This window comes from Mycobacterium angelicum (assembly GCF_002086155.1).
Lineage (GTDB): Bacteria > Actinomycetota > Actinomycetes > Mycobacteriales > Mycobacteriaceae > Mycobacterium > Mycobacterium angelicum.
The window spans coordinates 1-26635 of record NZ_MVHE01000018.1; the positions used below are offsets into that span (position 1 = coordinate 1).

22 protein-coding genes and 1 pseudogene are annotated in these 26635 nt (G+C 66.4%); 14 read left to right on the forward strand and 9 right to left on the reverse strand.

Annotated elements, in window-relative coordinates; translation table 11 throughout:
* Window positions 1-335, reverse strand: a pseudogene (locus BST12_RS31995) (DUF4185 domain-containing protein); the annotation flags it as partial.
* A 750-nt stretch (window positions 336-1085) separates the two neighbouring features.
* Here BST12_RS31995 and BST12_RS13515 point away from each other — a divergent pair.
* The gene (locus tag BST12_RS13515; RefSeq protein ID WP_083113639.1) at window positions 1086-1424 is read left to right on the forward strand and encodes a Tox-REase-5 domain-containing protein; all 339 of its coding nucleotides are present in this window, start codon (window positions 1086-1088) and stop codon (window positions 1422-1424) included.
* Window positions 1421-2380, forward strand: coding sequence for an Imm52 family immunity protein (locus BST12_RS30860; RefSeq protein WP_139801661.1), 960 nt, complete (start codon window positions 1421-1423; stop codon window positions 2378-2380). The genes BST12_RS13515 and BST12_RS30860 overlap by 4 nt, the downstream gene beginning before the upstream one ends.
* Window positions 2381-2775: 395 nt before the next feature.
* On the opposite strand, the gene BST12_RS34245 is transcribed toward BST12_RS30860, so the two are convergent.
* The gene (locus BST12_RS34245) at window positions 2776-2907 is read right to left on the reverse strand and encodes a hypothetical protein (RefSeq protein ID WP_264062682.1); all 132 of its coding nucleotides are present in this window, start codon (window positions 2905-2907) and stop codon (window positions 2776-2778) included.
* A 387-nt stretch (window positions 2908-3294) separates the two neighbouring features.
* Here BST12_RS34245 and BST12_RS13520 point away from each other — a divergent pair, with 387 nt between their 5' ends.
* Together BST12_RS13520 and BST12_RS13525 are read left to right on the forward strand one after the other, a co-directional pair.
* Window positions 3295-4188, forward strand: coding sequence for an SDR family NAD(P)-dependent oxidoreductase (locus BST12_RS13520; protein WP_083113640.1), 894 nt, complete (start codon window positions 3295-3297; stop codon window positions 4186-4188).
* The gene (locus BST12_RS13525; RefSeq protein ID WP_083113641.1) at window positions 4185-5747 is read left to right on the forward strand and encodes an AMP-binding protein; all 1563 of its coding nucleotides are present in this window, start codon (window positions 4185-4187) and stop codon (window positions 5745-5747) included. The genes BST12_RS13520 and BST12_RS13525 overlap by 4 nt, the downstream gene beginning before the upstream one ends.
* On the opposite strand, the gene BST12_RS13530 is transcribed toward BST12_RS13525, so the two are convergent.
* The gene (locus BST12_RS13530) at window positions 5744-10594 is read right to left on the reverse strand and encodes a cation-translocating P-type ATPase (protein WP_083113705.1); all 4851 of its coding nucleotides are present in this window, start codon (window positions 10592-10594) and stop codon (window positions 5744-5746) included. The genes BST12_RS13525 and BST12_RS13530 overlap by 4 nt on opposite strands.
* A gap of 211 nt (window positions 10595-10805) precedes the next feature.
* On the opposite strand from BST12_RS13530, the gene BST12_RS13535 reads away from it, so the two are divergent.
* On the forward strand, window positions 10806-11540 hold the full coding sequence (locus BST12_RS13535; protein WP_083113706.1) for a DUF899 domain-containing protein: 735 nt from the start codon (window positions 10806-10808) through the stop codon (window positions 11538-11540).
* Window positions 11541-11597: 57 nt separating this feature from the next.
* Here BST12_RS13535 and BST12_RS13540 read toward each other — a convergent pair whose 3' ends face one another.
* Window positions 11598-11822: a hypothetical protein gene (locus tag BST12_RS13540; RefSeq protein WP_083113642.1), complete on the reverse strand. Its 225-nt coding sequence runs from the start codon at window positions 11820-11822 to the stop codon at window positions 11598-11600.
* 272 nt (window positions 11823-12094) lie between these two features.
* Here BST12_RS13540 and BST12_RS34250 point away from each other — a divergent pair, with 272 nt between their 5' ends.
* Entirely contained in the window at window positions 12095-12580 is a 486-nt protein-coding gene (locus tag BST12_RS34250; RefSeq protein WP_139801662.1) for a PE family protein, read from the forward strand.
* Here BST12_RS34250 and BST12_RS13550 read toward each other — a convergent pair.
* Window positions 12577-12939 carry a nuclear transport factor 2 family protein gene (locus BST12_RS13550; RefSeq protein ID WP_083113643.1) on the reverse strand — a complete coding sequence of 121 codons (363 nt, stop codon included), beginning with the start codon at window positions 12937-12939 and terminating at the stop codon, window positions 12577-12579. The two genes, BST12_RS34250 and BST12_RS13550, sit on opposite strands and share 4 nt — an antisense overlap.
* 47 nt (window positions 12940-12986) lie before the next feature.
* Here BST12_RS13550 and BST12_RS13555 point away from each other — a divergent pair, with 47 nt between their 5' ends.
* Together BST12_RS13555 and BST12_RS13560 are read left to right on the forward strand one after the other, a co-directional pair.
* A complete protein-coding gene (locus tag BST12_RS13555; protein ID WP_083113644.1) occupies window positions 12987-13847 on the forward strand; it encodes a rhomboid family intramembrane serine protease in 861 nt (286 codons plus the stop codon).
* Window positions 13802-14305, forward strand: coding sequence for an SRPBCC family protein (locus tag BST12_RS13560; RefSeq protein ID WP_372511057.1), 504 nt, complete (start codon window positions 13802-13804; stop codon window positions 14303-14305). The genes BST12_RS13555 and BST12_RS13560 overlap by 46 nt, the downstream gene beginning before the upstream one ends.
* On the opposite strand, the gene BST12_RS13565 is transcribed toward BST12_RS13560, so the two are convergent.
* The 4 genes from BST12_RS13565 to BST12_RS13580 form a co-directional block, all read right to left on the reverse strand.
* Window positions 14287-15072, reverse strand: a complete 786-nt coding sequence (locus BST12_RS13565; protein ID WP_083113646.1) for an SDR family NAD(P)-dependent oxidoreductase — start codon at window positions 15070-15072, stop codon at window positions 14287-14289. The genes BST12_RS13560 and BST12_RS13565 overlap by 19 nt on opposite strands.
* Window position 15073: 1 nt before the next feature.
* The gene (locus BST12_RS13570) at window positions 15074-16669 is read right to left on the reverse strand and encodes an AMP-binding protein (RefSeq protein ID WP_083113647.1); all 1596 of its coding nucleotides are present in this window, start codon (window positions 16667-16669) and stop codon (window positions 15074-15076) included.
* 107 nt (window positions 16670-16776) lie between these two features.
* A complete protein-coding gene (locus tag BST12_RS13575; protein ID WP_083113648.1) occupies window positions 16777-17526 on the reverse strand; it encodes a GntR family transcriptional regulator in 750 nt (249 codons plus the stop codon).
* 11 nt (window positions 17527-17537) lie between these two features.
* Window positions 17538-19106 carry an SMP-30/gluconolactonase/LRE family protein gene (locus tag BST12_RS13580; RefSeq protein ID WP_083113649.1) on the reverse strand — a complete coding sequence of 523 codons (1569 nt, stop codon included), beginning with the start codon at window positions 19104-19106 and terminating at the stop codon, window positions 17538-17540.
* A 142-nt stretch (window positions 19107-19248) separates the two neighbouring features.
* Here BST12_RS13580 and BST12_RS13585 point away from each other — a divergent pair, with 142 nt between their 5' ends.
* The 6 genes from BST12_RS13585 to BST12_RS13610 are packed head-to-tail and all read left to right on the forward strand — an operon-like array spanning window position 19249 to window position 26602.
* Window positions 19249-20106, forward strand: coding sequence for an SDR family NAD(P)-dependent oxidoreductase (locus tag BST12_RS13585; RefSeq protein WP_083113650.1), 858 nt, complete (start codon window positions 19249-19251; stop codon window positions 20104-20106).
* Window positions 20107-20109: 3 nt separating this feature from the next.
* Window positions 20110-21471, forward strand: coding sequence for an aromatic ring-hydroxylating oxygenase subunit alpha (locus BST12_RS13590; protein WP_083113651.1), 1362 nt, complete (start codon window positions 20110-20112; stop codon window positions 21469-21471).
* Entirely contained in the window at window positions 21468-22640 is a 1173-nt protein-coding gene (locus tag BST12_RS13595) for an LLM class flavin-dependent oxidoreductase (protein ID WP_083113652.1), read from the forward strand. The genes BST12_RS13590 and BST12_RS13595 overlap by 4 nt, the downstream gene beginning before the upstream one ends.
* Window positions 22637-24493: a flavin-containing monooxygenase gene (locus BST12_RS13600; protein WP_083113653.1), complete on the forward strand. Its 1857-nt coding sequence runs from the start codon at window positions 22637-22639 to the stop codon at window positions 24491-24493. The genes BST12_RS13595 and BST12_RS13600 overlap by 4 nt, the downstream gene beginning before the upstream one ends.
* Window positions 24493-25428, forward strand: coding sequence for an SDR family NAD(P)-dependent oxidoreductase (locus BST12_RS13605; RefSeq protein ID WP_083113654.1), 936 nt, complete (start codon window positions 24493-24495; stop codon window positions 25426-25428). The genes BST12_RS13600 and BST12_RS13605 overlap by 1 nt, the downstream gene beginning before the upstream one ends.
* Window positions 25421-26602, forward strand: a complete 1182-nt coding sequence (locus tag BST12_RS13610) for a CaiB/BaiF CoA transferase family protein (RefSeq protein ID WP_083113655.1) — start codon at window positions 25421-25423, stop codon at window positions 26600-26602. Before BST12_RS13605 ends, BST12_RS13610 begins: the two co-directional genes overlap by 8 nt.
* Window positions 26603-26635: the final 33 nt, after the last annotated feature.

A 26635-nucleotide genomic window follows, 5' to 3' on the forward strand; every position in this document is an offset into this window, starting at 1 on the left:
GGCGGGGTGGGCGGCCCGGGATTGGCCCCCGGTATTGCGGCTTGTTGTTGCAGCGGCGCGGAATAGCGCTGGCCCGGAGCGAGTCGCTGCAGCGGGCCCAATCGGGGCAGCGGGGCGCCGTCATTCGCGCCCCGCGGGCGGGGTCCGCGGTTAAGCGGGCGCAGCGTGGTGCCACCGGGGTTGGTCACGATCGCCCCGGCCGGCGGCGGCGCGTTGGCCGCATCTCCACTGCACGGCACCGCATTTGCCGGTGGCGCAAGGCTTATCGGGATGAGAAGTCCCAGTGCGGCCGCCGACGCCAGCGATACCGACACGATCCGAGGAATCGCCGACATGTCACACCTCTCCGGGGGCCAGGGCGCCATATTTGACGTCCGGTGCTGGCTGATGTGACGATAGTGATCACTGAGACATTTGTGATCAGTGATTCTTCGATAGGTATGCGTCCGTGACCGTGTCGCAACGCATCCGTTCCGCGCCGGGCGGTCGGAGGAACTGGTTTGCCGAAGGCCGTATGGCGGGCCGGGGCATTAAGTATGTGGCCTGGCATGAGCATTTCTTCGGCAGTCGATACCGTTCTCGGACGCGGCGTTGTATTGGTTCAGCGAATGCGGCCACTTCTCGCACTGGGACCAGCCGGCCGAGACCGTCCGCTTGATCCTCGCCGCCACCAGCCCGTCGGTGTGCTCGGTGTCGGCTAGGGGCTGCGGTGAATCGCCTGCATAGCCAGTGATTCAATGCCAACCGCCAGTTGGGATTCGAGCCACCTGGATGAGACAAGAGGCGCCCTCTGAGTCGGGCCGGCTCGGCGGTGCGCTGCTCCACCGAGCCGCCACTAGACTTCCCGAGAATGGAGCCAGGTCAACTGCGCATCGACGTCCATCGGCTGAAAGCCACGGCCGGTCAGTGGCAGGGCGCTTAACGCCAGAAAGGCCGCCCTCGAGGCGAAATTGGGCATCGCGGAGACCGCGCCTGCGCGGCTATCGCGGCTGGTGCCCGACTGGGCACAGCCATGGCAACCGCCAGCACACCCACCCACACCGCTCCCGCATGCTCCCGGTGCCTGGCAACCCGTTACCGAATCGATGTCTGACCGCGCAGCCCAGTACCAAATGCAGATCACCGGACATCCCGTCACCGAGGGCTACATCGTCAGCGGTGTGAAATTCGATACTTATGCGAACGGCGTGCTCATTGACGCAAAAGGTTACTATTCACAATTTATCGAAAACGGTCAATGGCGATCATGGTTCAACGGGGAATCTAGTATAATCGATCAGGCTGTGAATCAAGTACGCGTTGCGCACGGCACTCCGATACGATGGGTCTTCGCGGAGCCGGAGACTGCCGCGCTGGTGAAACGGACTTTTGCGGGAATTGATGAATTGTCGACTATCGAGATAGTAGTGGTGCCCCCGAAATGAAGGACGGGTTGATGTCGAAATCTTTTGTCGGCGCGTATTGGGGTCCCCGCGCAGAGTCTGTGGATGAGTCTGCTGATCGGCTGTCGCGACTGGTATCGGCGCTGGCCATGCTCGAACCAACATTGAGAGATTGGCGCAATAAGGGTGGCTCGAAACGACAGGCTCTGGCCCAACCTTTAGTCACCGCCCACCACGCCGACTTAGTACAGCGTCTCCTAGCAGGGCAGCACCGCACCAACCTGGGCCAAGAAATCATAGACGACGTGGGTTACTCGGTGCATTGGTGGAATGGCGTGGACAATAGCCGAGACGGCGCAACCCTGTCGCTTCATATCGCGTCGACGACGCTGTCTAACAGTCTTGTGATCAAATTGCCTGGGCAGGATGCAGCGCCTGGTTTGTACAAACGGATGACTGCGCAGACCCTTCTGGAAAGAATTGTACAGATTCTTTGTCCTGATAGAGCAGTCTTTTCGAGTGATAGCCTTCTCGATAAGCAAAGCGAGCCGGACCGTCATCTAGAGGACGGCGGATTCATACTCGGCAAATTGGTCGGGCATCCGGCGGGGTGGGCAAATTTCCTCGGCGATTCCGATTCGACGAAATTCGACCCGACCCTCTTGCCAAGCGCCGCAACAGTGGAACGTCTCGGTCATGGAACGCTGGTCACACTCCGCACCGACCCGGCCAACCCGTCGCTTTCCGATGTTCTTCAGGTGCGCAGGGCAATGGGTTACCCGGTGTCTACCCAGCAGGCAGAACCGTCTGACGACATGGGCGCTGCCACGGCTGGCCCACCAATAACCGCTGTCGCGCCGGAACGCCTCGTGGAACCTGCCGAAGAGAGGCAAACCGATCCTCGACGTGGGAACCAAACACACAGTGTTCCCCACCCGGCACGCGGCACGGATAGTCAGAGCCGCGATACTCGGCGCGGTACACCACACAACAAGTGATGCTTCGCCAACATGTAATCACTTATCAGACAATGTGATTCCGCTAGCCAGCCCAGTCTCGAAAGTCCGCGAGTCCCTTCGGATACGTGTGGTGTGAGCTGTATTGACCGGCGTTGGGCGGGGGGCGTTCCGGCGGCGCACTCTGGCCCGCGCGTCCGCGAGCGGCAGTAGGCTGGCTGAGTCTCATTATCGACTTCCGCACTCGCGCTTGTGGAAGTGACGGCTTTCCCTGCCGCTGGTTTTTCTTAATTTTGGTGTACGGTCAGTGGTCGACGCGTCTCGCCCCGCCTCCGGTATCGCCCGATATCCTTATCCCCGCGCCCCGGTGACGCCAAGGCCCCTGCCGGCCGGTCTGGGATCGCTGCGGGCCGCCATACCCACCCGACGCATATGTATCACCGCTGCTCCTCGTTCTTGCGGTCGGCCTCAAGCGCGTTGACCCGGCGGTGAAGTCGCCGGATCGCGATCACCCCGAACATCGTGGTCGCCAGCAGGCAGTACACCAGTCCTTCGGTTATCGCGCTCATGACCCATCTCCATTCCAGCCAGATGCGCCCAGGTAGGTGCCCTCGGCTGATCCGAACGGCTGCACAGGTTCAAACGGCGACCCCGGTGGCAGCTGCGTCACGCACGGCGGCCGATACACGACAGGCACAGCGTGGGTCCTTCTTTGCAGACTTGCAGGTTGCGTGGTGGAACCTCGTCCGTCGCGCCAGTTTGCACCGGAAGTCAGCCACGACCAAAGGCTGGCGGACGAAGCGATAGTAATAATCGCCCCGAGCCACTCTTAAACCCGCCGTACGCGTCCGTTCCGCGCCAAACTAGTGCCAACTGCTGACGGGTCAGCCCTCGACTGCAAGAGTGGGAAGCACAGACCACACTCAAGTCGATAGGCAATCGAGGGACGTAATTCAATGAATCTGGCAGCAGAGGCGTTCAATCAGCTCACTGACAGATTGGCCAATCCGGCGCGGATATCCGATCCCGACAGGTTGCGCCGTGCCGTTTCCGGCAAGACCGTGCTGGTGACCGGCGCTTCGTACGGAATCGGCGAGGCGACCGCGCGCACACTGGCCGCGGCCGGGGCAACGGTACTGGTGGTGGCCCGATCGGCGGAACGGCTCGACGACCTGGCCGCCTCCATCAACGCCGGGGGTGGCCACGCGGTCGCCTACCCGGCCGATCTGACCGACGAAGCCGGCGTCAGTGTGCTGACCAAACAGATCACCGAGAATCACGGCGCGCTGGACATCGTGGTGAGCAATGCGGGCAAGTCGCTGCGGCGCTCGCTGCACCATCAGTACGACCGGCCGCATGACTTTCAGCGCACCATCGACATCAACTACCTGGGGCCGATCTGGCTGCTGCTGGGCTTGCTTCCGGCGATGCGCGAAAGCGGAGGCGGGCACATCGTGAACGTGTCGAGTGTGGGCGTGCGAGTCGTTCCCGGCCCACAGTGGGGCGCCTACCAGGCATCCAAGGGCGCCTTTGATCGCTGGCTGCGCAGCGTGGCGCCGGAGTTGCACGGCGACGGCGTGGCGGTGACGACGGTTTACTTCGCCCTGGTGCGCACCCGGATGATCGCCCCCACGCCGATGCTGGGCAGGCTGCCGGGCCTGCACCCCGACGAGGCCGCCGGCACCATCGTCAAGGCGATCCTCGAGCGGCCCCGCACCATCGAGCCGCCCTGGATGTGGCCGGCTGAGCTAGCCTCAGTGCTGCTCGCCGGGCCGGCCGATCGCGCAGCAAGACTGTGGCACCGCCGGTTCTTCGCCGAGTCCGAGAACGCGCAAAGGGATCCTCGATGACGAACAGTTTGATCGCCACCGCGGCGCGCGCGGTGCTGTCCTCGGGGCTGCTGGGTCCGCCCGGCCCGGTCGCTGCACTGCGGCTCGTCCGCGAGATCTCGAGGGGTGGGACGAACCTCTACACCCTGCTCGCCATCGCGGCGGCGCGTTGGCCGGACCGCACCGCGATCATCGACGACGACGGTGCGCTCAGCTACGCCGAATTGCGGTCGATGACCGAATCGCTGGCCGACGAACTCGTCGGCTCGGGTATGGGGACCGGCCACGCGGTGGGCGTCATGTGCCGAAACGGGCGCAACTTCGTCGCCGCGGTATTCGCGACCAGCCTGGTCGGCGCCGACGTCGTCATGGTCAACACCGAATTTCGCACCGACGCGCTGGCCGGTGCGCTGGGCGCGCATCAAATCCGGATCATGTTCTGCGACAACGAATTCGCCGAACAGATACGCGAAACCGGGGAGAACATAACGGTTATCGACCCGCAGACAGTGCAGTCCCAGCAAGTCGAATCGCGGCCCAGGGTGGCACCGGCGGGTCGCATCGTGCTGCTCACCTCCGGCACCACCGGGATACCCAAGGGGGTGCCGCGCACGCCTCGGGTGAGTTCGGGCCTCGGCGTCAGTGTGACGATTCTGGACCGCACCCGGCTTCAGGTCGGATCGCGAGTCGCCTTGGCGGTACCCATGTTTCACGGGCTGGGCTTCGGCATACTGATGCTGGCCATCGGTCTGGGCGGGACGGTGTTGACCCGCCGGCGGTTCGACGCCGAGGCCACTCTCGCTCAGGCATCATTGCATCGCGCCGACGCGCTGAGCGCGGTGCCCATCATGCTGGCCCGCATTCTGGACCTGCCGCAGCGGGTGCGGGCGCGAAACCCGTTGCCGTCGTTGCGGGTAGTGATCTCCAGCGGCGACCGGCTCGATCCCAGCTTGGCGCGCCGGTTCATGGATGCCTATGGGGATGTGCTCTACAACCTTTACGGCTCCACCGAAGTCGGCATCGGCGCGCTGGCGACGCCGCTCGAACTGCGGCGGTTCCCGGAAACGGTGGGTAAACCCGTCGCGGGCTGCCCGGTGCGGATCTACAACAAGAACGGCCGGCCCGTCGGGCCGCGGGTCACCGGACGCATCTTCGTCGGCGGCGAACTGACCTCGGACGGCTACACCGGGGGCGGCGGCAAAACCGTCATCGATCGCATGACCAGCACCGGGGACATGGGTTATCTCGACGAAGCCGGGCGGCTGTACATCGTTGGGCGAGAAGACGACATGATCGTTTCCGGCGGCGAGAACGTCTATCCGCGCGCGCTGGAAAACGCTCTCTCCCGTCATCCGGGCATCGCCGAGAATGCGGTCGTCGGCGTTCCCGACGAGCAGTTCGGGCGCAGACTGGCCGCCTACGTCGTCCCGCGGGCCGGCGGCGATGTCGATGAGCCGACGCTGCGAGAGTACTTGAAGGGCAAGGTTTCTCGCTTCGAGCAACCCCGCGACATCAACATCGTCGAGAGCATTCCCCGCAATCCGGCCGGCAAGGTGGTCCGCAGGGAGTTGTCGGGCTAGCTGGGCTCCTGCTCGGGTGTCTGGTCATCCGGTATCACGGACTCGACCGTCTTGGCCAGCCACTTGGGGGCAAGCACGGACACGGCGGTGGCGCCCGCGGTGGCGCTGACCACGCCTGTCCAGGCCACCGGCCCCAGCGGTGTGCAGCCGAAAAACTGACTCAGCACCGGGGTTTGGATGATCCCCACCAGCACACCCGCACTGCCCAGCGCCGTCGCCACCACGAGTGGGCTGTGGCTGCGTGTCAACAGCGTCTGGGCCAGCTGGGTGGTCACCAGCGCCGTCAATCCCATTGTGGACGTGCGCCTTTCGGTGCCGGGCGTCCAGCGCCCGATGGCCCAGGCGGCCGTTGCGCCCGCGGCGGTGACCACGCCGCGGTTGACGATCTGGCGCATCAGCGGCTCGTCGAGGGAAGGCTTGGGCGCGGTCAGCACCTCGCGCAAGCGCATCCGTCGTGCCGCGGCCACCTCCTCGTCGCTCAGGTCCGCGTCCTCCTCCGGATCGTCATATTGCGACGTGACGGCGACGGCAAGGGCGGGGAACATGTCGGTGAGCAGGTTCACCAGTAGCAGCTGGCGGGTTCCGACCGGCGCCCGCCCGGCGCCGAATGCGGTCCCGATGATGGTGAACAGCACTTCGCCGACGTTGCCGCCGACCAGGATCGTCACCGCATCCCGAACACCGGCCCACATGCTGCGGCCCTCGACCAGCGCGTCGAGCAACACGCTGAGGTCGTCGTCGGTCAACACGATGTCGGCGGCCCCGCGTGCGGCCGAGGAACCGCGGCCGCTGACGCCGATGCCTACGTCGGCCATCCGGATGGCCGCGGCGTCGTTGGCACCGTCACCGACCATCGCGGTCACCCGCCCGCAGCGCTGCAGCGCCGCCACGATCTGGACCTTCTGTTCCGGGCTGACCCGGGCGAAGACCTGTACGTCGGCGGCGACCTTGGCGCAGGCGTCTTCGTCGAGGCCGGCGAGTTCGGCACCGGTCACCACCCGCACGTCCGATTGCAGGCCCAGTTGGCGGGCGATGGCCCGCGCGGTGACGGGGTGGTCGCCGGTGATCAGCACCACGTGGCGCTCGGCGTCCACCAGCTCTTCGATCAGCGGGCGCGACGACGCTCGCGCGGTGTCCGCCAAGCCGACATAGCCGAGCAATTCCAGGTCATAGGCGGCGGCGTCGACGGCGTCGGCGTCGGTCTCCTCGTCGTCGGCGGTCCCGTTCTGCCAGGGGCACTGCGCCACCGCGAGCACCCGCAGGCCCTGCGCGGCCAGGTCGTGCACCAAGGACTCGGCATGCTCCTGATCGGCTTCGGGGTCGGCGAAGCGGCAGCGCGGCAATACCGTCTCGGGGGCACCTTTGAGCATCAACATCGGGCTGGCGTCCTGGGCCGCAATGCCGATCGAGGCGGCGTAGCCGCGACTCGACTCGAACGGCACCTCGGCCAGAATCGTCCACTCCGAATTGCCTTGGCTGTCAAGGGAACTCGCCGCGGTGAGGATTGCCTCGTCGGTGGCGTGCGCGTGCCCTTCGCCGTTGTGGGGTTGGGTGGAGGCGCGGGATGCGGCCCGTAGCACATCGATGGAGCCCGGGTCGGTGATCTTCGGCAGCGAATCCTGCGGCACGGCCGTGCTGGGCAGGGCGCACACGACGCGCAGCTTGTTCTCGGTCAGCGTGCCGGTCTTGTCGAAGCAGATGGTGTCGACGCGGCCCAGCGCCTCGATGGTGCGTGGCGAGCGCACCAGCACGCCGTGTGCGGTCAACCGCTGCGCGGCGGCAAGCTGGGACAGGGTGGCCACCAGTGGCAGACCCTCGGGCACCGCGGCCACCGCGATCGCGACGCCGTCGGCAACGGCCTGGCGTAGCGGCGCCCGCCGCAACAGCGCCAAACCGGTCACCGCCGCGCCGCCGGCCAGCGTCAGCGGCAGGACCTTACTGGTGAGTTCGCGCAACCGGGCCTGCACGCCGGCCGAGGTTTCCACGTCGGCGACCGCCGAGATGGCGCGGTGCGCCGCGGTTCCGGCGCCGGTTGCCACCACGATCGCCCGGGCCCGGCCCGCGACGATCGTGCTGCCCTCGAACAGCATGCTGGCCCGGTCCGGGTCGGCGACGGCAACAGGGTCCACCTGCTTGTCCACCGGCAGCGACTCACCGGTGAGGAAGGACTCGTCGACCTCGAGGTCCTCGGCCACCAGCAGCCTGGCGTCCGCCGGAACCACCTCCGGGGCCGCCAGGTCGATGACGTCGCCGGGCCGCAGCTTCTTGGCCGACACCGTGGCGGTGCGGGTGGCGTGCTGGGCGGCCTCGAGCCGGCGTCGCGTGGTGGCGACGGCCGGGACCACCACGCGGCGCACCAGCTGGTCCTGCTCGGCGAACAGTTCGGCGGCCGCCGCCTCGGCGCGCAGCCGCTGCACCCCGCCGGTAACCGCATTGACGGCCATGACGCCCGCGACCAGCAGCGCGTCCACATTGCTGCCGACGATCGCCGACGCAGCCGCCCCCACCGCCAGGATGGGGGTCAGCGGGTCGGAGAGCTCGTGGCGGGTCGCCACCGCCAGTCGCCCCAGCGCTTGCGCCGGGCCGCGCAGCGGCGCGGCCACCGGCTCGTAGGACAGGTCGCTGAGCCGGCGCCGCCACGTCGGGGTTCCGGACTCCACAGCGAGCGGCCGCGCCCCGCCGGCCAGCCGCGAGTACACGATCTCGGGGTCCAGCGCATGCCAGGCGGTGAGCGGCTGCGGCGTGGGATCGGGCAGCCGCAGCACCTTGCTGGCCGACCACGTTCCCGACACCAACGCCGTTGCCGCGGCCGCGTTGACGGGATTGAGCCAGCGGCGGAAGCTGGCCGGATTCGTCGATCGGTCCTGTTCGCCGGTGACCAGCAGCAGCCCGGCCAGCGTGGTGCCGCCCTGGGCCAGGTGCACGGCCGACTCGCTGGTCGAGCGGGCCGCGGGAATCGCCGACAGGATCCGCACCGCCGCCGCGAGGTCGGTGCCGGTAATGATGTCGGCGGTCCACGGGGTGGCCGCGCGAGGATCGTCGAGGGCCACACCGACGTCGGCGATGGCCAGCGCGGCCAGGGTGTCGGTCGATGCGAAATCCCGGTGCAGTGCGGTGATCAGCAACACCGGTCCGCGGTCCACGCGCAGCTCGCGGACCAGTTTGAGCAGCGGGGTGCCGGGCGGATGGGTCGAGCCCACGCTGGCCGACAGGTCCTCGGTGCCGGCCACATGGCGCAACACCACCCGGGCGCCGGTTCGGTTAGCGGTCTGCAGCAGCGGGATCGCGTACGGGTCGACTTCCCAGCCGACGTCGACGCTGCCCACGGCTTGGCCGTCGCAAACCAGGTTGGCATGTTCGAGTCCCTGTGCGGGCGCCGCAGACGGGCCTTGCGACCGAACCCAGCGCAGCCGCGCACCGGTGGCCGGCAGTTCGTCGGGATCCGGCTCGGGCGCCTCTTCGCCGTGCAGCAATGCGTCGGCCACCTCATAGACCCGGTCGTCGTCCCAGCCGGGTTCGTCGCCCAGCGCATGCAGGACGGCGCGGTGATCACCGCGCAGCGCAGCGCCGTCGATGACAACCACCTTGACCCGATCCAGCCGGCGCAGCGCACCCGGGTCGAGGACCAGCAGCCCGGCGTTCGCGAGTCCGCGGCCCAGCGTGGCGGCGAATGCCTGCCGGCCCAGGTGTGCGGCTTTCGGGACGCCGGCCAGGATCGCCTCGGCGGCGTCCGCGGCACCGCCGCCGGCGAACAGTGCCCCGGCCGCGGCGATCACCGAGCCGTTGGCGGCTTGGTTCACGTAATCCTCCACCGGGCCGGCCATGGAGCCCTTGGCGGTGTCGATCGCGGAGTCGATGGCGCCGTCGACGACGACGTGGGAAGCCTCGCCAGCCGCCGCGGCGGCCCAGTTGTGCCGCGGCGCCTGCGTTTCGGCCCCCGCCGACGAGAGGACCGGCACCACCGGCGCCTGCGGTCGGTCGGGTGAAGCGAGGTCGGGCTCTCGAGACCGCCACCGCTGTCGATGGGCCGCCGCCTCAGACAGCTGCAGACTGCGTTGCGTGAGATCCAGCAGCGGGGTGCCCACCGACTGGCTCAGTCCATACGCCAGGGCAGTCGACCCACTGAGCGCGATGTCCGTGCCCACTCGGCCCAGCCTGGATTCCAGCACCGACACCACCCGCGGCTGGTAGTTCAGCAGCGCCGCCGCGGCTCGCGCGCTGCGCGGGGCCACCGGCAGCCGGGTGAACCAGCCGGTGACGGCGGCACCGACCGCCACCACGTCCATGGCCGCGGCGGTCAACGGCACCAGAATGGCCAGCGGGTTGCCCGGGTCGGCGAACGGTGCGGCACTGGGCGCCGACGTCGAATCGGTCACGGATATGTCGGCGGCCACGCAGGCGACCGTGTCCCGCACCTCGTCCAGCACAGCGTCGTCGTCGGCGTCGGCGTCGAGTTCGACGACCAGCCGGCCCAACGAGCCCTCGACGTGGGCCTTGGCCACCCCGGAAATCCTGCGCACGGGTTCCTCGATCACCGCGGCATGCTCGTGCCAGCGGGGAAAGGGCAGCAACGGGTCGAGGTCGAAATGCACCCGGCGTCCGCTCTGCCAACGCACTGGCGGCTCGACGCGCTCGGCGGAGCCGTTCGACGCGTTGCCCGTTCCCAGCATCCGGCCGGTCGACTGGGCCGCTGACTGGACCACCGGGCCTACCAGTTCCACCACCGGGCTGGCCAGCGTCTGGACCGCGCCCGCAGCACCAGCCGCGGTCTGCACACTGGCTCGCAACGCGAGCGCGGCGCCGCCGGTGATACCACCGACGAGATCGCCGACACCCGGAATCTTCAATCCGTCACCTCGCGTCACCTCTCAATTGGGTCCCCAGCGCCCAATACTCCCGGCGTCTGAGGGGCCTGTCCACATGGACCTCACAGAACCGGGCTAACAGCTTGCCATTGCGGGGTGAACAAAATCGCTTGGCAGCGACGAATTTCGATGGCGCGCCGTGTCTGTATTGGTGCGGACGTCAAGCTACTCGACCTCAGAAGGTGACATGCCCATGGATATACCCCCGATCGTGTCGGCGCCCGAATGGGCGGCCGCACACCAGGAGCTGCTGGTGAAGGAGAAAGAGCTGACCCGGGCCCGCGACGCGCTGGCGGCCGCGCGCCGGCGCATGCCGTGGCTGGCCGTGGACAAGGCGTACGAGTTCATTGGGCCGAACGGCCCGGTGGATCTGGCGGGTCTGTTCGACGGGCGGCGCCAGCTGATCGTCTACCGCGCCTTCTACGCACCCGAGGTGCACGGCTGGCCCGATCACGCCTGCCGCGGTTGCTCCATGGTCGCCGACAACGTCGGTCACCTGGCACATCTGCATGCCCGCGACACCACGCTGGTATTCGCCTCCCGCGCGCCTCAGCCGGACATCGAACGCCTGAAGGCCCGGATGGGCTGGCAGATGCCGTGGTACACGATTACCGATTCTTGGGACGCCGACTTCGGAGTGGACGAATGGCACGGGACCAACGCATTCATCCGTGACGGCGACCGGGTATTCCGCAGCTACTTCATCAACAACCGTGGCGACGAGGCGCTGGGCACCACCTGGAGCTTCTTGGACATGACGGCGCTCGGGCGCCAGGAGCTGTGGGAAGACTCCCCGCCGGGCTACCCGCAGACCGCCCCGTACGAGTGGTGGGACTGGCACGACGAATATGGCCGGCACGAAGCGGCGCGCTGGTTTGGCGAGCCCGACCCGGACGATCCCAACGATCCGCGTCCGCCGCGGGCGTGAATCAGCGGCAGCCCGGGTGACGGGCTACCTGCCGCGATATTCGGGCTGTGAATCGCCTTACAGAATTCGGTGGTTTGCCTTACCGACGTGGTACCCGGTCGGGAACGACTTCTCGATGACCTGCAGTTGGTGGTCGACTCTGGACTCGAGTTCGAGGACCACGCAGCTGTCGCCGACGGCCTTCGATTCGAGAACTATGTAACGCTGACCGCCATCTGTGATCGGGTCGCCTGAGTGCAATGTTTCGACGGGCACCAATTCGGGCGTTCCGTGTGACTCCACGCGATTCACAGTAAGGCAATTCCACGGACCTGGGAACACCCCGGGCTGCTACAAAACGTGTCGTATTGGCGGTGGTGGCCGGCGGGCCTCTGTAACCGCGTGCGGCGCTGTCGATTTCAATATCTCGGGCGTGGGAATGAGGTATTTGCGGGCTGGTCAAAATTCGTGCACGGACCACCTCTGCGGCCTAGTTACGATTTATTTCTGCCGATCTTTTCCAATGGCGACCGTGAGAATCCGATTGGTCATCGGGCCTGGCGAAAGGTGTCCAAATGTCGTTCGTGAACGCATACCCGGAGCTGGTCGCGGCCGCGGCAGCCGATCTCGCGGTCATCCGTTCCACGATCGCCTCGGCCAATTCGGCCGCGGCCATCCCGACTACCGGAGTGCTGGCGCCGGGGGCGGATGCGGTCTCGGCAGGTATCGCGGCGCTACTCGGCATGCATGCCCAGGCCTATCAGACGCTGAGCGCGCAGGCGGTGGCCTTTCACGACGAGATCGTTCAAACGCTGCACGCCGGGGCCAATTCCTATGCCGCCGCCGAGGCCACGAATGCGTCCCCGCTACAGGTTGTCCAGGCCGCGCGGCCTGACCTGCTGGCCGGCGCCGCGGTCTCGCCGGGGCGGGTGTCGACGGCCCCTCGGCCGGCCCTGTCACCGGCGGCCCCTCGGCCGACCCTGTCACCGGCACCTGCGCGGCCCGCGGCACCGGCACCTGTGCGGCCCGCGGCACCGGCGCGGCCCGCTGCCGCGCGCTAGCCGCGCTGCTTGAAGAACACGCTGACGCGTGAGATCAGCGCGTCGTCGCTCTGTTCGAAGATCAGGCATTCGGGCCAGGTTTTGCGGACGCCGTCGATCTCGAACGCCTCGGTCAACTCCACGTATGAGACACGGTCATCGACGTGCGAGATGCGGGTGACCTCCAACCGGTGGCCCGTCAGGTTGGTCAGAACTTTGCGCAGGTAAGCGAGGTAGTGGTCCTTGCCCTCGATCAGGTCGCAGAACGGGCCCTCCCGGGTCAGGCCGTCGTCGGCGATGGTGTCGGCCAGGCCGTCCCAGTCATGAGCGGCCAGGCAGGTCAGATAACGCTCAACTACCCCGGTCGTGCCCTGGCTCACAGAAGCACAGTAGGTCAGCGCCGGCGGTCACAGGCAACAATGGTGCGATGACTGGGTCGAGCACGCCGGAGTCGCCAGCCTGTTACCGCCATTCCGGGCGGCGGACCTATGTCCGCTGCACCCGATGCGATCGGTATATCTGCGGGGAGTGCATGCGGGTCAGTCCCGTCGGCCACCAGTGCCCCGAGTGTGTGCGCGCCGGCGCCCAAACGGTTCGGCAGCCCCGCTCGCAGTTCGGTGCACCGCAGCGCTCCGGCAATCCGCTGGTCACCTATGTGCTGATCGCGGCGAACGTGGCGATGTTCGCGCTGCAGGTGACCGCGGGCGATCTGGAACGCCAACTCGCGTTGTGGCCACCGGCCGTCGCCGAGGGTGAGCTGTACCGGCTGGTGACCGCGGCGTTCCTGCACTACGGCGCCATGCATCTGCTGTTCAACATGTGGGCGTTGTATGTGGTGGGCCCGCCGCTGGAAATGTTGTTGGGGCACTTGCGGTTCGGCGCGCTGTATGCGCTCAGCGCGTTGGGCGGCTCGGTGCTGGTGTACCTGGTCTCGCCCCTCAACACGGCGACAGCGGGGGCGTCCGGGGCGGTGTTCGGACTTTTCGCCGCCACCTTCGTGGTGGCCAAGCGGCTCAATCTTGACGTCCGCTGGGTGGTCGCGGTCATCGTGGTCAACTTGGCGTTCACCTTCGTCGCACCGCTGCTCAGCTCCCAATCGATCAGCTGGCAGGCACACGTCGGTGGGCTGATCACGGGCGCGCTGGTTACCGCGGGCTATGTCTACGCGCCTCGAGAGCGCCGCAACACGATCCAGGCGGCGGTAACGGTCGTGGTGTTGACGGCCTTCGTCGTACTGATCTCCTGGCGCACCACCGATCTGCTCGAGATGTTCGGTGGCGTCAGGTGAGCTGGTGGATCGCACACGCCGAGCGGACCCTCAGCGAAGATGTGCCCGCGCCGCCGGATGCCGTCCGCGACTTCTATGTCGACCTGGACAACATCAAACTGGTGCACCCGCTGATCGTCTCCGTGGAAGTGCTGTCGCGCACCGAGACCGAGACCGGCTGTCTGCAGAGCTACCGGGTGGTCGATCGAATCCCATTGGGACCGTTCACTATCCAGACGGCCTATCGGGCGCGAATCCAGGTTGAGCCGGCCGGTGAGGTGCAGACCGAGGCAGAGCAATCGCCGGGGGTGCGTCTTCGCGGAACCGTGACCTTCGCGCCGATCGACGGCGGCACCCGCGTCACCGAACAAATTCGCATCGCCGCGCCCCGGCCGCTGGCGGGGTTCACCGTCCGCGCGGCGGTCAAAGCGCACATCGCCATGCTGGCCGGTATCCGGCGTCACTTCGAATCGGGCTGAGCCGTCCATGTTGCGGCCAGCGCGGCCTCGGAGAGGTATTTGGTCGAACTCCAGCCGCCGTCCACGACGATGGTCTGACCATTGATGAACTCGCCTGCGGGAGAACACAAGAACGCCACGGTATTGGCGACATCGTCGACCGTGCCCAGCCGTTGATGCGGTGTCATCTCTATGTTCATGCGGCGAAACCGCTCGTCTCGCAGGCGATCCTCGGTCATCGGTGTCTGAACGACGCCGGGAGCCACTGCGTTGCAGCGTATCCCGCGCGACCCGTATTGGCAGGCGATGTGGGTGGTAAGCGCCGTGAGCCCGCCTTTGGCCGCTGAGTAGGCGCCGCCGCGCAGGCCGCCCACGACGGCGAAGGTCGAGGTGATGTTGATAATGGCCGAGCCCGGCGGCATGTGCGGCAGCACTTCGCGCGCCAGCCGAAACGGCGCGCGCAGCATCAGATTCAGAAAGTAGTCCAGGGATTGGTCGTCGGTTTCGTGTAACGGTTTGGGACTGCCCACACCGGCGACGTTGACCAGAAAGTCGATATGACCCCAGCGATCCACCGCGGCGGCCACGATCTGTTCGGGGGCGTCGTCGTCGGTGAGATCGACCGCGTGGGTGGCCACCCGATCGGAGTCGTTGATCGTGCGCGCGAGTGCGGCCAGCTTGCCCTCGTCGCGTCCAGTCGCCAGCACCGCAATGCCCGTCTCGGCAAGTTTTGTGGCGCAACCGAAGCCGATGCCGCCGGTGGCTCCGGTGACGATCGCTACCTGCATGTCATCGTTCCGCCTTCATCAGCTCCGCCTTGATCTGGTGCTTGAGGACCTTGCCCGCGTCGTTCTTCGGGAGTTCATCCCAGATAACCACCTGTTCGGGCACTTTGAAGCGCGCAACGCCCGCGGCTTCGAGGAAGCCGCGCAGGCTGGTGAGGTCCGGTCCGGTGTCGCCGGCGGGGACGACGACGGCGCATGCCCGTTCCCCGGTGCGATCGTCGGGCAGTCCGACGACGGCGATCTCGGCGATCGCGGGATGACCGGCCAGCAGGTCTTCGATCTCCTTGGGCGAGATGTTCTCGCCGTTGCGGATGATGATGTCCTTGGCGCGGCCGGTGACCACGAGGTACTCGTCGTCGATCCAGTGGCCGAGATCCCCGGTGCGGAAGTAGCCGTCGGCATCGAAGCAGTCGGCCTCGTCTTCGGGGTGTTGATAGCCGACCAGCATCTGCGGTCCGCGCACCCGGATTTCGCCGGCGACGAGTCTGACCTCGGCTATGCCGGGGCGGCCGTCTGTTTCGGCCGCGTGGCGGCGCGATTCCGGCGAGCCGACGGTGGTCACCGGTACTTCGGTCGATCCGTATACCCGGGTGACCGTGGCGGGCTCGAAATATGTTGCGGCCCTGCGGATCAAGTCTGGCGACACGGACGCCCCGCCACACACGAACAGCTTCAGCTCGGGCAGCCTGGTCCCGTTGTGCTGCGCGGCGGCAAGCAGCTGCTCGAGAAACGGCGTCGCGCCCGCGATGTGTGTGCACCGTTCGGCACTCATCAGCCGCACCGCGTCCTGGGCGTTCCAGCGATCCATCAATACCGCCGTGGTGCCGAGCAGCAACGGGCACTCGAACGCGTAGATGGAACCGCCGATGTGCGCGATCGGTGAGGCGACCAGAAATGTGTCGCCCTGTTCGACGCGCCAGTGCTCGCCGATTTGGCGGATCAGCGCATGCATCGAATTGTGGGTGTGCAGTACGCCTTTGGGGCGACCGGTGGTGCCCGAGGTGTAGAGGATCATGCGCACCGCGTCGGGGTTGAGGGTGGGAAGTTCGGCGTTGCCGGGGTGCGCCAGCAATGACTGGAATGGCATCTGGTCGCCAGCGGGATCCCCGCGCACCACAACGACTTTCGGTGGCGACTCCAGCTGGGCGGTAACCCGATCCAGCATCGCGGGGTAGTCGTGCTGCCCGAAGAGTCCCGGCACGAAGATCGTCCGGGAGTCGGAGTCTTCGAGAATGAAACGCAGCTCGCGGTCGCGCAGGGAGGGCAGGATCGGGTTGGCCACCATGCCGGCCAGCGTCGTGGCCAGGTAGATCACCGCGGCTTCGTGCCAATTGGGCAGCATGAACGACACCACGCTGGTCGGCGGGATGCGGGCGTGCAGGGCCTGCGCCAGCGTCGTCGCCTGTTGGTGCAGGGTCCGGCAGTCCAGCCGGTGCCGCGCGTCGATCAGCGCGACCCGCTGCGGTGTTTCCAGCGCGGCCTCGCGCAGCGCATCGGCCAGCGTGTCACCGACCCACCAGCCGTGCGCATAGGCGTCGGCGGCGCGCTCGGCGTCCCAGCGAACCCGACGTCCGTTGATCGACTTGGTACCTAAGCCCATCCCGCTACTGGCCTTCGACCGATCGCCGAGCCTGCGTTTTTGCAGCGAAAGTTCGAGAAGGGGCCTGCAAAACTGCAGGCTCGGTGTTCGTCAGCGCGGGCAACACCTCAGCCACGTATCCGTCGCATCGTCATCGAATGCCGGAACCGGGAAGCCGGGTGGGTATTGACCGTGACCTGGGCGACCTGCCCGTCCGACGTGGTGTAGGTGCGTTGCACCTGCAGTGCGGGAGTTCCCGTTTCGACATCGAGGCCCTTAGCCAATACCGGTGAAATGAGTACCGCGGTGATTTCTTGTTGCACCTCAACGATACTCAGCCCGAAAAGGTCTTCGATCAGCGGAAAGATGGGCCCCTCGTGGCGCTGCAGCAGCCGGCCGACGGCCGCGAAGGCGCGGTTGATGTAGTACTCCGTGCGGCACAGCGCGGGCCCGCCGGGCTCGGTGTCGTCGGCTTGCCGAAATCCGCGCACGGTCAGCCACTGTTCACCGATGGCCAGGCCGGTTCGGGCCGCCGCCTCATCGTCGATGGCGACCATGGCGACGGATTCGATCGCGAATCGGGTGCCGGTCGCGAACGCCAGCAGATCGTTGATCGACATCACGTGCTGAACGTAGGAGTCCGACGACGTCCGGGGAACCACCAGGGTTCCGGTTCGGGGTTTGGACGACACCAGGTTGTCGTCGCGCAGGCGCCGCAGCGCTTCCCGAATTGTGTAGCGGCTGACGGCAAACCGTTCACATAGCTCGTGTTCGGTCGGCAGTTGCGATCCCACCGGATATACCCCGTCCACGATCTCCTTGCGCAGCGTGCGCGCGACCTGCAGATAGCGGTGATCGATCACTTTCTGTTCGGACATGTTGGGGCCCTTCAGGTATCCCGGCGCAATGCCAGCACGCTGCCGTCGCCGTCGGCCGAGACGTACAACGTGCCGTCGGCCCCGGCGGCGATGCCGGCAAACGGCCCCTGCGGCCCCGAGAACGGCGGCATACCGCGCAGCGGCTTGGGGATGACGCCGGGCGGTGCGCCCACCGGCAGGTCGGCGGCGATGGTGCGCCGGACACCGGTCTGCAAATCGACCGCGACGAGTTCCTTGGCGCCGGCGTCGACGACGTAGATGGTGTCGTCGAGCACGAGAATGCCTTGCGGGCGCTGCAAGTCGTCGATCAACGGGCCGGTGTCCAGCTTGCGCACCCGCCCGGCTTCGGAAACCAGGCAGGTTCCGTCATCGGTCAGTGCCACGCCGACGGGATCGTCGAGGCCCGAAGCCAGGACCTCGACAACGCCGTGCCGGATGGACAGCACCCGTCCGGTACCGAGTTCGGCCGTCACTATGGTGCCGTCCGGTGCCACCGCAACTCCGTAAAGCTGGTCGAAACCTTCTGCAACCACTTCGCTTTCGTGAAGTCCCGGCCGGTAGCGCGCCACCTGCCCATTGGAGGTGGTCACCACGAACTCGCCGGCACCGGTTGCCGCGAGCCCGCGCAGAAACCCCGGATACCCTGGCGAGAACAACATTCCGGCGGTCTGTAGCAGGCCGCCTCCCAGGGCATAGAAGTACGTTCCGTCGGCGATATACAGGTTTCCGTCGCCGCCCACCGCCAGGTCCAGCGGCCAGTTCAACCCGCCCGCAAGAACAGTGCGCGATTGTCCATCGCTGAGGATTTCGGTGATCTCGCCGGTGAAATTGGAGACGAACAGCCGGTCGCCGACAAACGTCAGGTTGTCCAGACCGGGATTCAGGCTTGCCAGGATGGTGCGCTCGCCAGTGCGGGGATCGATGCGCAGCACCTGGCCGCTGTGCACCTGTGTGGAGACGATGAAACCCGCGGAGTCGAACTTCACCGCATCCGGGACACCCAGGTCACCCGCGACGCGTTCCGGAAGGCCCCCCTCGGGGTCGATGCGCCAGATCTCGTTGGCGCCCATAACCGGGAAGTACAACAAGCCGTCCGGGCCGACCTCCATGGCGTTGGGCGACGGAACGTTTTCCAGCAACACCCGTGGCGCACCACCACCGCGGTCGAGCTCCAGCAGGCGCCCGCCCTCCCGGCATTCACCGATGAACAACCTGCCCTGGTGCACCGTGATGCCATTGGCCGACGGGACGTCGTCACGAATCACCCGGGTGACACCCGCGCGGTCGCGCACGCTCACCCGTCCGTCCATGACCTCGGTCGCGTACAGATTTCCGTCCGGATCGAAGGCGACGTCGTCGGGTGCGACGATCTCGCCACCCTTGGCACTGATCGTCTCCAGCCGGCCCGACTCGACGTCGAGTGCGCTGATCTGGCTGCCCGTGACCTGTGCGATGTAGATCCGGCCGTCCGGTCCGGTGCGTAAGCCGTTCGCGCCGAACAACCGGCTGGGTCCAACCGGGCGCGTCAGGCTCCAGCCTTCGGCGACGTTCGGCGGCCGCACCGGCGAGTAACGGGCCATCACGGCTCGGACGATAGCAATCACCTGCTGGTCCAGACAATACTCAGCTGATGAAACCGCCCCGGCCTTGACGGGCCGGCCACCGTAGGAGAATCATGCTCTCTAATGAGTGCACGTCATTGCCTTGTCCGGACAAATTAGAATGACTCGCGATCTGTTGGCCCTGGACGGGCGCATCGTGGTGGTCGCCGGCGCGGCCGGCGGCGGCATTGGCACCACTGTGACGCGGATGCTTGCCCAGGCCGGAGCCACCGTGGTGGGGGTGAGCCGCGGTAAGGGCAATCTGGACGAGCATCTCGGCCCGCTGATAGCCGACGGCCTGTCGGTACTGCCCGTTGCGGCCGATGTGTCGACCGACGACGGCGTACGCACCACCTTGGACGCCGTCCGCTGTGCCGACGGCGAACTGCATGGTCTGGTCAACGTCGCCGGCGGGGCCGACCCGTCCACGTGGATGCCGTCGACCCGGGTGGCGCGAGACGACTGGCGTGACCTGTTCACCCGAAATCTGGAGAGCGTCTTCTTCATGAGCCAGGCCGTGGCCGCCGAACTGAGATGCCGCAACAGTCCCGGCTCGATCGTCTCCGTCTCCTCGATCAGCGGGATGAACACCGCGCCGTTCCACATCGCCTACGGCACGGCCAAGGCCGCGATCGTCGCCATGACCCGCACGATGGCAGTTGAACTGGCGCAAGCCGACATTCGGGTCAACGCGGTTGCGCCCGGGGTGATCGAGACACCGGCGTCGCGCACCTACACCGACGAAGACCCCGAACGCGACCGGCGTGCCATCGCAATGGCACGGCGCGGCCGTCCCGAAGAAGTGGCCGGCGCCATCCTGTTCCTGCTCTCGGACCTGTCGAGCTATGTCACCGGACAGACGCTGTTGGTCGACGGCGGCCTGAACCTCAAGTGGGGGCATCTGGGTGCGGACAACACCTCGTTGTTCCTCAAGGACGAGGACTTCCGGGCGGCCATCAAGCAGTGGGAAGGAGGATGAAATATGGAAGCAGCTGACGAGCTGACCGCTCCGGTCACCATCGGAGTCGAGGCCTACCTCTCCGAGGATTACGCCCGCGCCGAACGAGACAAGCTGTGGCGCAAGGTGTGGCAGCAGGTGGGGCGCGTCGAAGATCTGCCCAAGGTAGGCAGCTACCTCACCTACGACATTCTCGACGACTCGATCGTGGTGGTGCGCACCGCCGACGACGCGTTCACGGCCCACCACAATGTCTGCATGCATCGAGGCCGACGGCTGGTGGATGTTCCGGACGGGGCCAAAAGCGCTTGCGGACACAAGAAGTCGTTCGTGTGCGGGTTTCACGGCTGGACCTACGACCAGTACGGCGCCTGCATTCACATTCCCGAACAGCCCGACTGGCAAGGCGCGCTGACGCCGGAGAACACCCATCTGGCACCGGTGCAGGTGGATACCTGGGGCGGCTGGATATGGATCAACATGGATCCCGCCGCCGAACCGTTGCGCGACTACCTCGAGCCCGCCGCCACCATGCTGGACCCCTTCCGGCTACAGGACATGCGGTGCAAATGGCGAAAGTGGCTGCATTTCCAGTGCAATTGGAAGGTCGCGATGGAGGCCTTCAACGAGACCTACCACGTCGCGACCACGCATCCGCAGTTCAACCAGTTCGGCAACTTTCGGGGCTGGGCGCACGCGCACGGGAAACACAGCAACATCGGCTACGACGCGCCCAAGGACCTCGCAGAGACCAAGTCCAAGATCCGGTTGGGCACCGGCGCCGACCCTCGGGTCTCGACCGCCGAAATGCAGCTCTACACGCTGGAGGAAACCAACGCAACCACCACCGGGACCCTGGTGGAAGCGGCGCGCCGACTGGTCGACGAACTTCCCGAAGACGCGCCCGCCGACAAGGTGCTCGAACACTGGCTGACGTCGGCGCGCCGCGACGACGCCGCCCGCGGCGTCGTGTGGCCCACGATCGATCCCGAACATCTGGCCAACAGCGGTACCGCGTGGCAGATCTTCCCCAACTTCCAGATCGGTCAGGGCCTGACCACCGCGCTGTGCTACAGCGCCCGCCCGCACGGCTACGACCCCGACCGGTGCATCTTCGAAGCCGCCTGCTACGAGCTGTACCCGAAAGGTGAAGAGCCGCAAACCGAATGGGAGTACGCGCCGCCCGACGACCCAAACTGGCGCAGCGTGCTGCCGCAGGACTTCTCCAACATGGCCGCCGTTCAGCAGGGCATGAAGTCACTCGGCTTTCCGGGTCCCAAACCCAACCCCTACATGGAACGCAGCACCGCCAACCTGCACCGCAACCTCGCCAAGTACATGGGGACCGGGGCGCCCCGCCAACTAGCAACGGAGTTAGAACGATGAAGGTCAACCTTGGGTTCGGAGCACACAATTCCCACGACTGGGACCGCGTGCTGGCCGGGGATTTCAGCCAGCCGCCCGCCACCCCCGACTGGGAGTGCGTGCAGGCCACGCTCGCGATCGCCGATCTGGCCGAACCGCTCGGATTCGACGGCATCTGGATGCCCGAGCACTGCGGTACCCCGTATGGCATGACGCCCAATCCGATTCAGGCGCTGAGCTATTTCGCCGGCCGGACCGAGCGCGTCAGCCTGGGTACCTTCGTGGTCGTCGCGCCGTGGTGGCATCCCGTCCGGCTAGCGCACCAGATCGCCTACCTCGACATCCTGTCGAATGGCCGCTACACGACGATCGGCATCGGGCGTGGCGTATCGAAGGGCGAATTCGACGCCGTCGGCGTACCGCGCGAGGAAAGCCGGCAGCGGTTCAACGAAACCCTGGACATCCTGCAGCTGGCGTTGTCCGGAGAACGGTTCGCCTACGAGGGCGAGATCTTCACGGTTCCCGAGATGTCGCTTCGCCCGGAACCCCAGAGCAAGGACCTGTTTTCGCGCATCTACAGCTCCTCGTCGACCGCCGAGTCACTGGAGATCCTGGCGCGCCGCGGCTTGGTGCCACTCTTCGTGGGCAACAAGCCGATCGAGGACGCCGGACGAGAAGTGCAGAAGGTGAACACCTTCCGCAAGGAGGAACGCCTGCCGCCCTGTCAGCCGAAGAACGTCATGTTCATGTACTGCACCACCGGTGACCCCGGTAGGTCCGAGGAGTGGATCTGGACCGCCAACCGGGACGTGACGGTGCACTACGGATTTGCCGACGCGTCGAACTTCAAGGGCGTCAAGGGTTATGAAGCCTATGCCGCCCGCGAGGCCACCGCGACGGCGGTGCTGGCCTCATCGGTGACGGGCGACACCAAAGGACCGTCAAAGACGCCGGGCTATCACGCGTCCAACCTGCTGATCGGAACGCCGGAGGAGATCTTCAACCGGATCACGGCGGCCCAGGAAGCGTGCTCGTTCTGCGAGCTGACGATCGTCCCGCAGTTCGGCACCATGCCGTACGAGGACGCGATGGCGAGCACCCAGCTGTTCGCCAAGGAGGTGCTGCCCGCCGTCCAGAAAATGTCGGCACCACTGCACCCCGCGGCGTTGCCGGAAAACGCGCTGGCATGACGGGCAGTCCTGATTGTCCGCCGACGCAGACTCCGGACGACATAGACCTCGAAGCGCTGCGCGAAAAGTACCGGCAGGAGCGCGAAAAGCGGCTTCGGTCAGAGGGTTCCAAGCAGTACATCGAACTCGTCGACGACTTCGCGGGCTATTACGAGACCGACCCGCACTCACCGCCGCTGGTCCGCGACCCGATCTCCGACGACGTCGACGTCGTCGTGCTGGGCGGGGGCTTCGGCGGACTGTTGTGCGGCGCGCATCTCAAGAAGGCCGGCGTCGACGACGTCCGCATCATCGAGCTGGGCGGGGACTTCGGTGGCGTCTGGTACTGGAACCGCTATCCCGGCCTGCAGTGTGACAACGAATCATACTGCTACATACCGCTTCTCGAAGAACTCAACTTCATGCCCAGCAAGAAGTTCGCCGACGGCACCGAGATCTACGAGCACTGCCGGCGCATCGGAAAGCATTTCGGTCTCTACGATTCCGCGATCTTCTCCACCCAGGTGCGGGCGTTGCACTGGGACGAGGAGATCAACCGGTGGCGGATCAGCACCAATCGCGACGACGACATCCGGGCCCGGTTCGTGGTCATGGCGTCGGGCCCCTTCCACCGGCCGAAGCTGCCCGGCATTCCCGGGATCCAGAACTACAAAGGGCACAGCTTCCACTCGTCGCGCTGGGATTACGACTACACCGGAGGAGATAGCAGCGGCGGGCTGGACAAGCTCGCCGACAAACGCGTCGCCGTGGTGGGCACTGGGGCGACCGCCGTTCAGATCGTCCCGTTTCTAGGGCGGTATGCCAAGCAGCTGTACGTCTTTCAACGCACGCCGTCTTCGGTAGGCCCGCGCAACAACACCCCTACCGACCCGGACTGGGTGAAGTCGCTGCGGCCCGGCTGGCAGAAGGAGCGCCAACGCAACTTCCACGCCTGGACGTTCGAGGGAATGGCGCTGGGGCAGCCCGACTATGTATGCGACTTCTGGACCGAGCTCGGCCGCAACACCGCCGCCCGGGTGCTCAGCGTCCAAGACCCGGCGGCGATGACGCCGCAGCAGTTCATGGACATCCGTGAGGAGGAAGACTACAAGGTCATGGAGCGATTGCGGCGCCGCGTCGCCGACCTCGTCGACGACCCCGATACCGCCGAAGCGCTGAAGCCCTACTATCGATTCCTGTGCAAGAGACCCTGCACCAACGACGAGTACCTGCAGACCTTCAACCGGCCCAACGTGACGCTGGTGGATGTTTCCGCGACGAAGGGCGTGCAGTGCGCGACCGAAAAGGGCTTGGCGGCCAACGGAATTGAGTACGAGGTCGACTGCATCATCTATGCCAGCGGCTTTGAGATCACCACGGAACTCAGCCGCCGGTATTCCATCGAGGCGATAGCAGGCCGCGGCGGGCTGTCGCTCTTCGACCACTGGCACAACGGATACCGGACACTGCACGGGATGACCAGCCGCGGATTTCCCAACCAGTTCTTCACCGGGTTCACCCAGGTGGGCATCTCGGCGAACATCGCCGCCAACTACGAGCTGCAGGGCGAACACATCGCGTACATAATCGCAACAGCACTGGGGCGCGGTGCCACAACCGTGGAACCGAGCCAGGAGGCACAGGACCAGTGGTGCACAACCATCCGGGAGACAGCGATTGACAACAGCCAGTTCGATCTGGAGTGCACCCCGGGCTATTACAACAACGAGGGCGGCGGCCAGGGGGCGGCCGAAGGCGAAGGCATCCGGTCCCATCTCGGCGAACCGTACGGACCGGGCTTCTATGCTTTCGGCGACCTGCTGGCCGAGTGGCGCGACAAGGGCGACCTCGACGGGCTCGTGCTGGACTCGTGATGGCTGAACTGAGATTCGACAACCGGGTCGCCGTGGTGACCGGTGCCGGACGCGGCCTGGGTCGCGTGTATGCCCTGATGCTGGCCGCACGGGGCGCCAGGGTGGTGGTCAACGACACCGGGGGCAGCCTGACCGGCGCCGGTGCGGACGCGACACCGGCGCACCAGGTGGCGTCCGAAATCGCGGCGGCCGGCGGGCAGGCGATCGCCTCGGTCGAATCGGTGGCCACCGCTGCCGGCGGACAGGCGATCATCCAGGCGGCGCTGGATCGCTTCGGGCGCATAGACATCCTCATCCACAACGCGGGCAATGTGCGCCGCGCCTCGCTGAAGCAGATGAGCTATGAAGACTTCGACGCCGTCATCGATGTGCATCTGCGCGGCGCCTTTCACGTGGTGCGCCCCGCCTTTCCGCTCATGTGCGACGCGGGATACGGCCGCATCGTGTTGACCTCGTCCATCGGCGGTCTGTACGGCAACCACGGTGTGGCGAATTATGCTGCGGCCAAGGCCGGTCTGGTCGGCCTGGCCAACGTTGCCGCCCTGGAAGGGGCCGCCGAAGGCGTGCTCTGTAACGTCATCGTTCCCTCGGCCGTCACGAGAATGGCTGACGGCCTGGATATTTCGGCGTATCCGCCGATGGGTACCGACTTGGTGGCGCCGGTGGTGGGGCTGCTGGCGCACGAATCCTGCCCGGTCAACGGCGAGATGCTGATCGCCATCGCGGGCCGGGTCGCCCGTGCGGTGATCGCGGAAGCCCCTGGGGTGCAACGGCTATCGTGGTCGATCGAGGATGTCGCCGAGCAGCTCTACGCCATTCGCGATCTCGCTGCGCCACTCGTGTTTCCCGTCGTCCCGAACGGACATGCCGACCACATCCGCTACAGCTTTGAGTCGGCGGCCTGGGCAAGCCGGGAGAGCGCGCATCATGTCTAGTGGCGGGTCTGGCGCCGGGCCGCTGGCCGGGGTACGTGTCGTCGATCTGACGGCGATGGTGATGGGGCCTTACTGCACCCAGATCATGGCCGACATGGGTGCCGATGTGATCAAGGTAGAGCCCCCGCAAGGCGATGACACTCGCTACGTCTCGGTCGGGCCGGCCCCCGGAATGAGTGGTGTGTTCGTCAACGTCAACCGCGGAAAGCGCGGCGTCACCCTGGATTTGAAGTCCGATGCCGGTCGCGACGCCCTGCGCGCACTGATCGAACAGGCTGATGTGTTCATCCACTCGATGCGGGCCAAGGCGATTGCCCGGTTGCAACTGGGCTACGACGCGGTCGCCGCCATCAACCCGGCCATCGTCTACACCAACTGCTATGGGTACGGACGGCGGGGACCCAACCGCGACCTGCCCGCCTATGACGACACGATTCAGGCGGCCTGCGGCTTGCCGGCGGTGCAAGAGCAACTGACCGGCGAGGCCAGTTACGTCGGGACGATAGTGGCCGACAAGGTGGCCGGCCTGACCGCGCTATACGCCACGATGATGGCGCTGTACCACCGCGAACGCACCGGTGAAGGTCAGGAGGTGGAAATCGGCATGTTCGAAGCGGTGGCGTCGTTCATGCTGGTCGAACACGCCAACGGCGCCATGTTCGATCCACCCCTTGGTCCCGCGGTCTATCCGCGCACGGTGGCCCCCAACCGGCGCCCGTACCGCACCAGCGACGGCTACATCGCCGCGCTGATCTACAACGACAGACATTGGGCGGCGTTCATCGGCGCGGTGAAACCGCCGTGGGCCAGCGATCTGTACGTCAAGCTCGAGGACCGGGCGCGCCAGATCGACGAGGTATACGCGTTGCTCTCCGAGACGCTGGCGCAACGCAGCACCGCGGAATGGCTCGCCCTGTTTCGCGAGCTGCAGATCCCCGCCTCCGCATTGTCCAGTCCCGCGGCGTTATTCGACGATCAGCACCTCAACGAGGTCGGCTTCTTCGAGACCGTGGACACCCGCAATGGACCGGTGCGCTTCCCCGGCGTGCCGACCTGGTTTTCCCGGACACCGGGCCGAGTCCGGGGTCCCGCCCCGGAGCTGGGCGCGCACACCGCGGAAGTCCTGGAAGAACTCGGACTGAACACGGCCGCCGCTCATCGTCAGATCAAATAGCTCGGCTGCGCGATGCCGAAACGGCTGTTGGCG

Excerpts from the sequence above, each read along its gene's own strand:
- BST12_RS13515 (WP_083113639.1), top strand. The coding sequence starts at position 1,086 with ATGTCTGACCGCGCAGCCCAGTACCAAATGCAGATCACCGGACATCCC.
- BST12_RS30860 (WP_139801661.1), top strand. The coding sequence starts at position 1,421 with ATGAAGGACGGGTTGATGTCGAAATCTTTTGTCGGCGCGTATTGGGGT.
- BST12_RS34245 (WP_264062682.1), bottom strand. The coding sequence starts at position 2,907 with ATGAGCGCGATAACCGAAGGACTGGTGTACTGCCTGCTGGCGACCACG.
- BST12_RS13520 (WP_083113640.1), top strand. The coding sequence starts at position 3,295 with ATGAATCTGGCAGCAGAGGCGTTCAATCAGCTCACTGACAGATTGGCC.
- BST12_RS13525 (WP_083113641.1), top strand. The coding sequence starts at position 4,185 with ATGACGAACAGTTTGATCGCCACCGCGGCGCGCGCGGTGCTGTCCTCG.
- BST12_RS13535 (WP_083113706.1), top strand. The coding sequence starts at position 10,806 with ATGGATATACCCCCGATCGTGTCGGCGCCCGAATGGGCGGCCGCACAC.
- BST12_RS34250 (WP_139801662.1), top strand. The coding sequence starts at position 12,095 with ATGTCGTTCGTGAACGCATACCCGGAGCTGGTCGCGGCCGCGGCAGCC.
- BST12_RS13555 (WP_083113644.1), top strand. The coding sequence starts at position 12,987 with ATGACTGGGTCGAGCACGCCGGAGTCGCCAGCCTGTTACCGCCATTCC.
- BST12_RS13565 (WP_083113646.1), bottom strand. The coding sequence starts at position 15,072 with ATGCAGGTAGCGATCGTCACCGGAGCCACCGGCGGCATCGGCTTCGGT.
- BST12_RS13570 (WP_083113647.1), bottom strand. The coding sequence starts at position 16,669 with ATGGGCTTAGGTACCAAGTCGATCAACGGACGTCGGGTTCGCTGGGAC.
- BST12_RS13575 (WP_083113648.1), bottom strand. The coding sequence starts at position 17,526 with ATGTCCGAACAGAAAGTGATCGATCACCGCTATCTGCAGGTCGCGCGC.
- BST12_RS13580 (WP_083113649.1), bottom strand. The coding sequence starts at position 19,106 with ATGGCCCGTTACTCGCCGGTGCGGCCGCCGAACGTCGCCGAAGGCTGG.
- BST12_RS13585 (WP_083113650.1), top strand. The coding sequence starts at position 19,249 with ATGACTCGCGATCTGTTGGCCCTGGACGGGCGCATCGTGGTGGTCGCC.
- BST12_RS13590 (WP_083113651.1), top strand. The coding sequence starts at position 20,110 with ATGGAAGCAGCTGACGAGCTGACCGCTCCGGTCACCATCGGAGTCGAG.
- BST12_RS13595 (WP_083113652.1), top strand. The coding sequence starts at position 21,468 with ATGAAGGTCAACCTTGGGTTCGGAGCACACAATTCCCACGACTGGGAC.
- BST12_RS13600 (WP_083113653.1), top strand. The coding sequence starts at position 22,637 with ATGACGGGCAGTCCTGATTGTCCGCCGACGCAGACTCCGGACGACATA.
- BST12_RS13605 (WP_083113654.1), top strand. The coding sequence starts at position 24,493 with ATGGCTGAACTGAGATTCGACAACCGGGTCGCCGTGGTGACCGGTGCC.
- BST12_RS13610 (WP_083113655.1), top strand. The coding sequence starts at position 25,421 with ATGTCTAGTGGCGGGTCTGGCGCCGGGCCGCTGGCCGGGGTACGTGTC.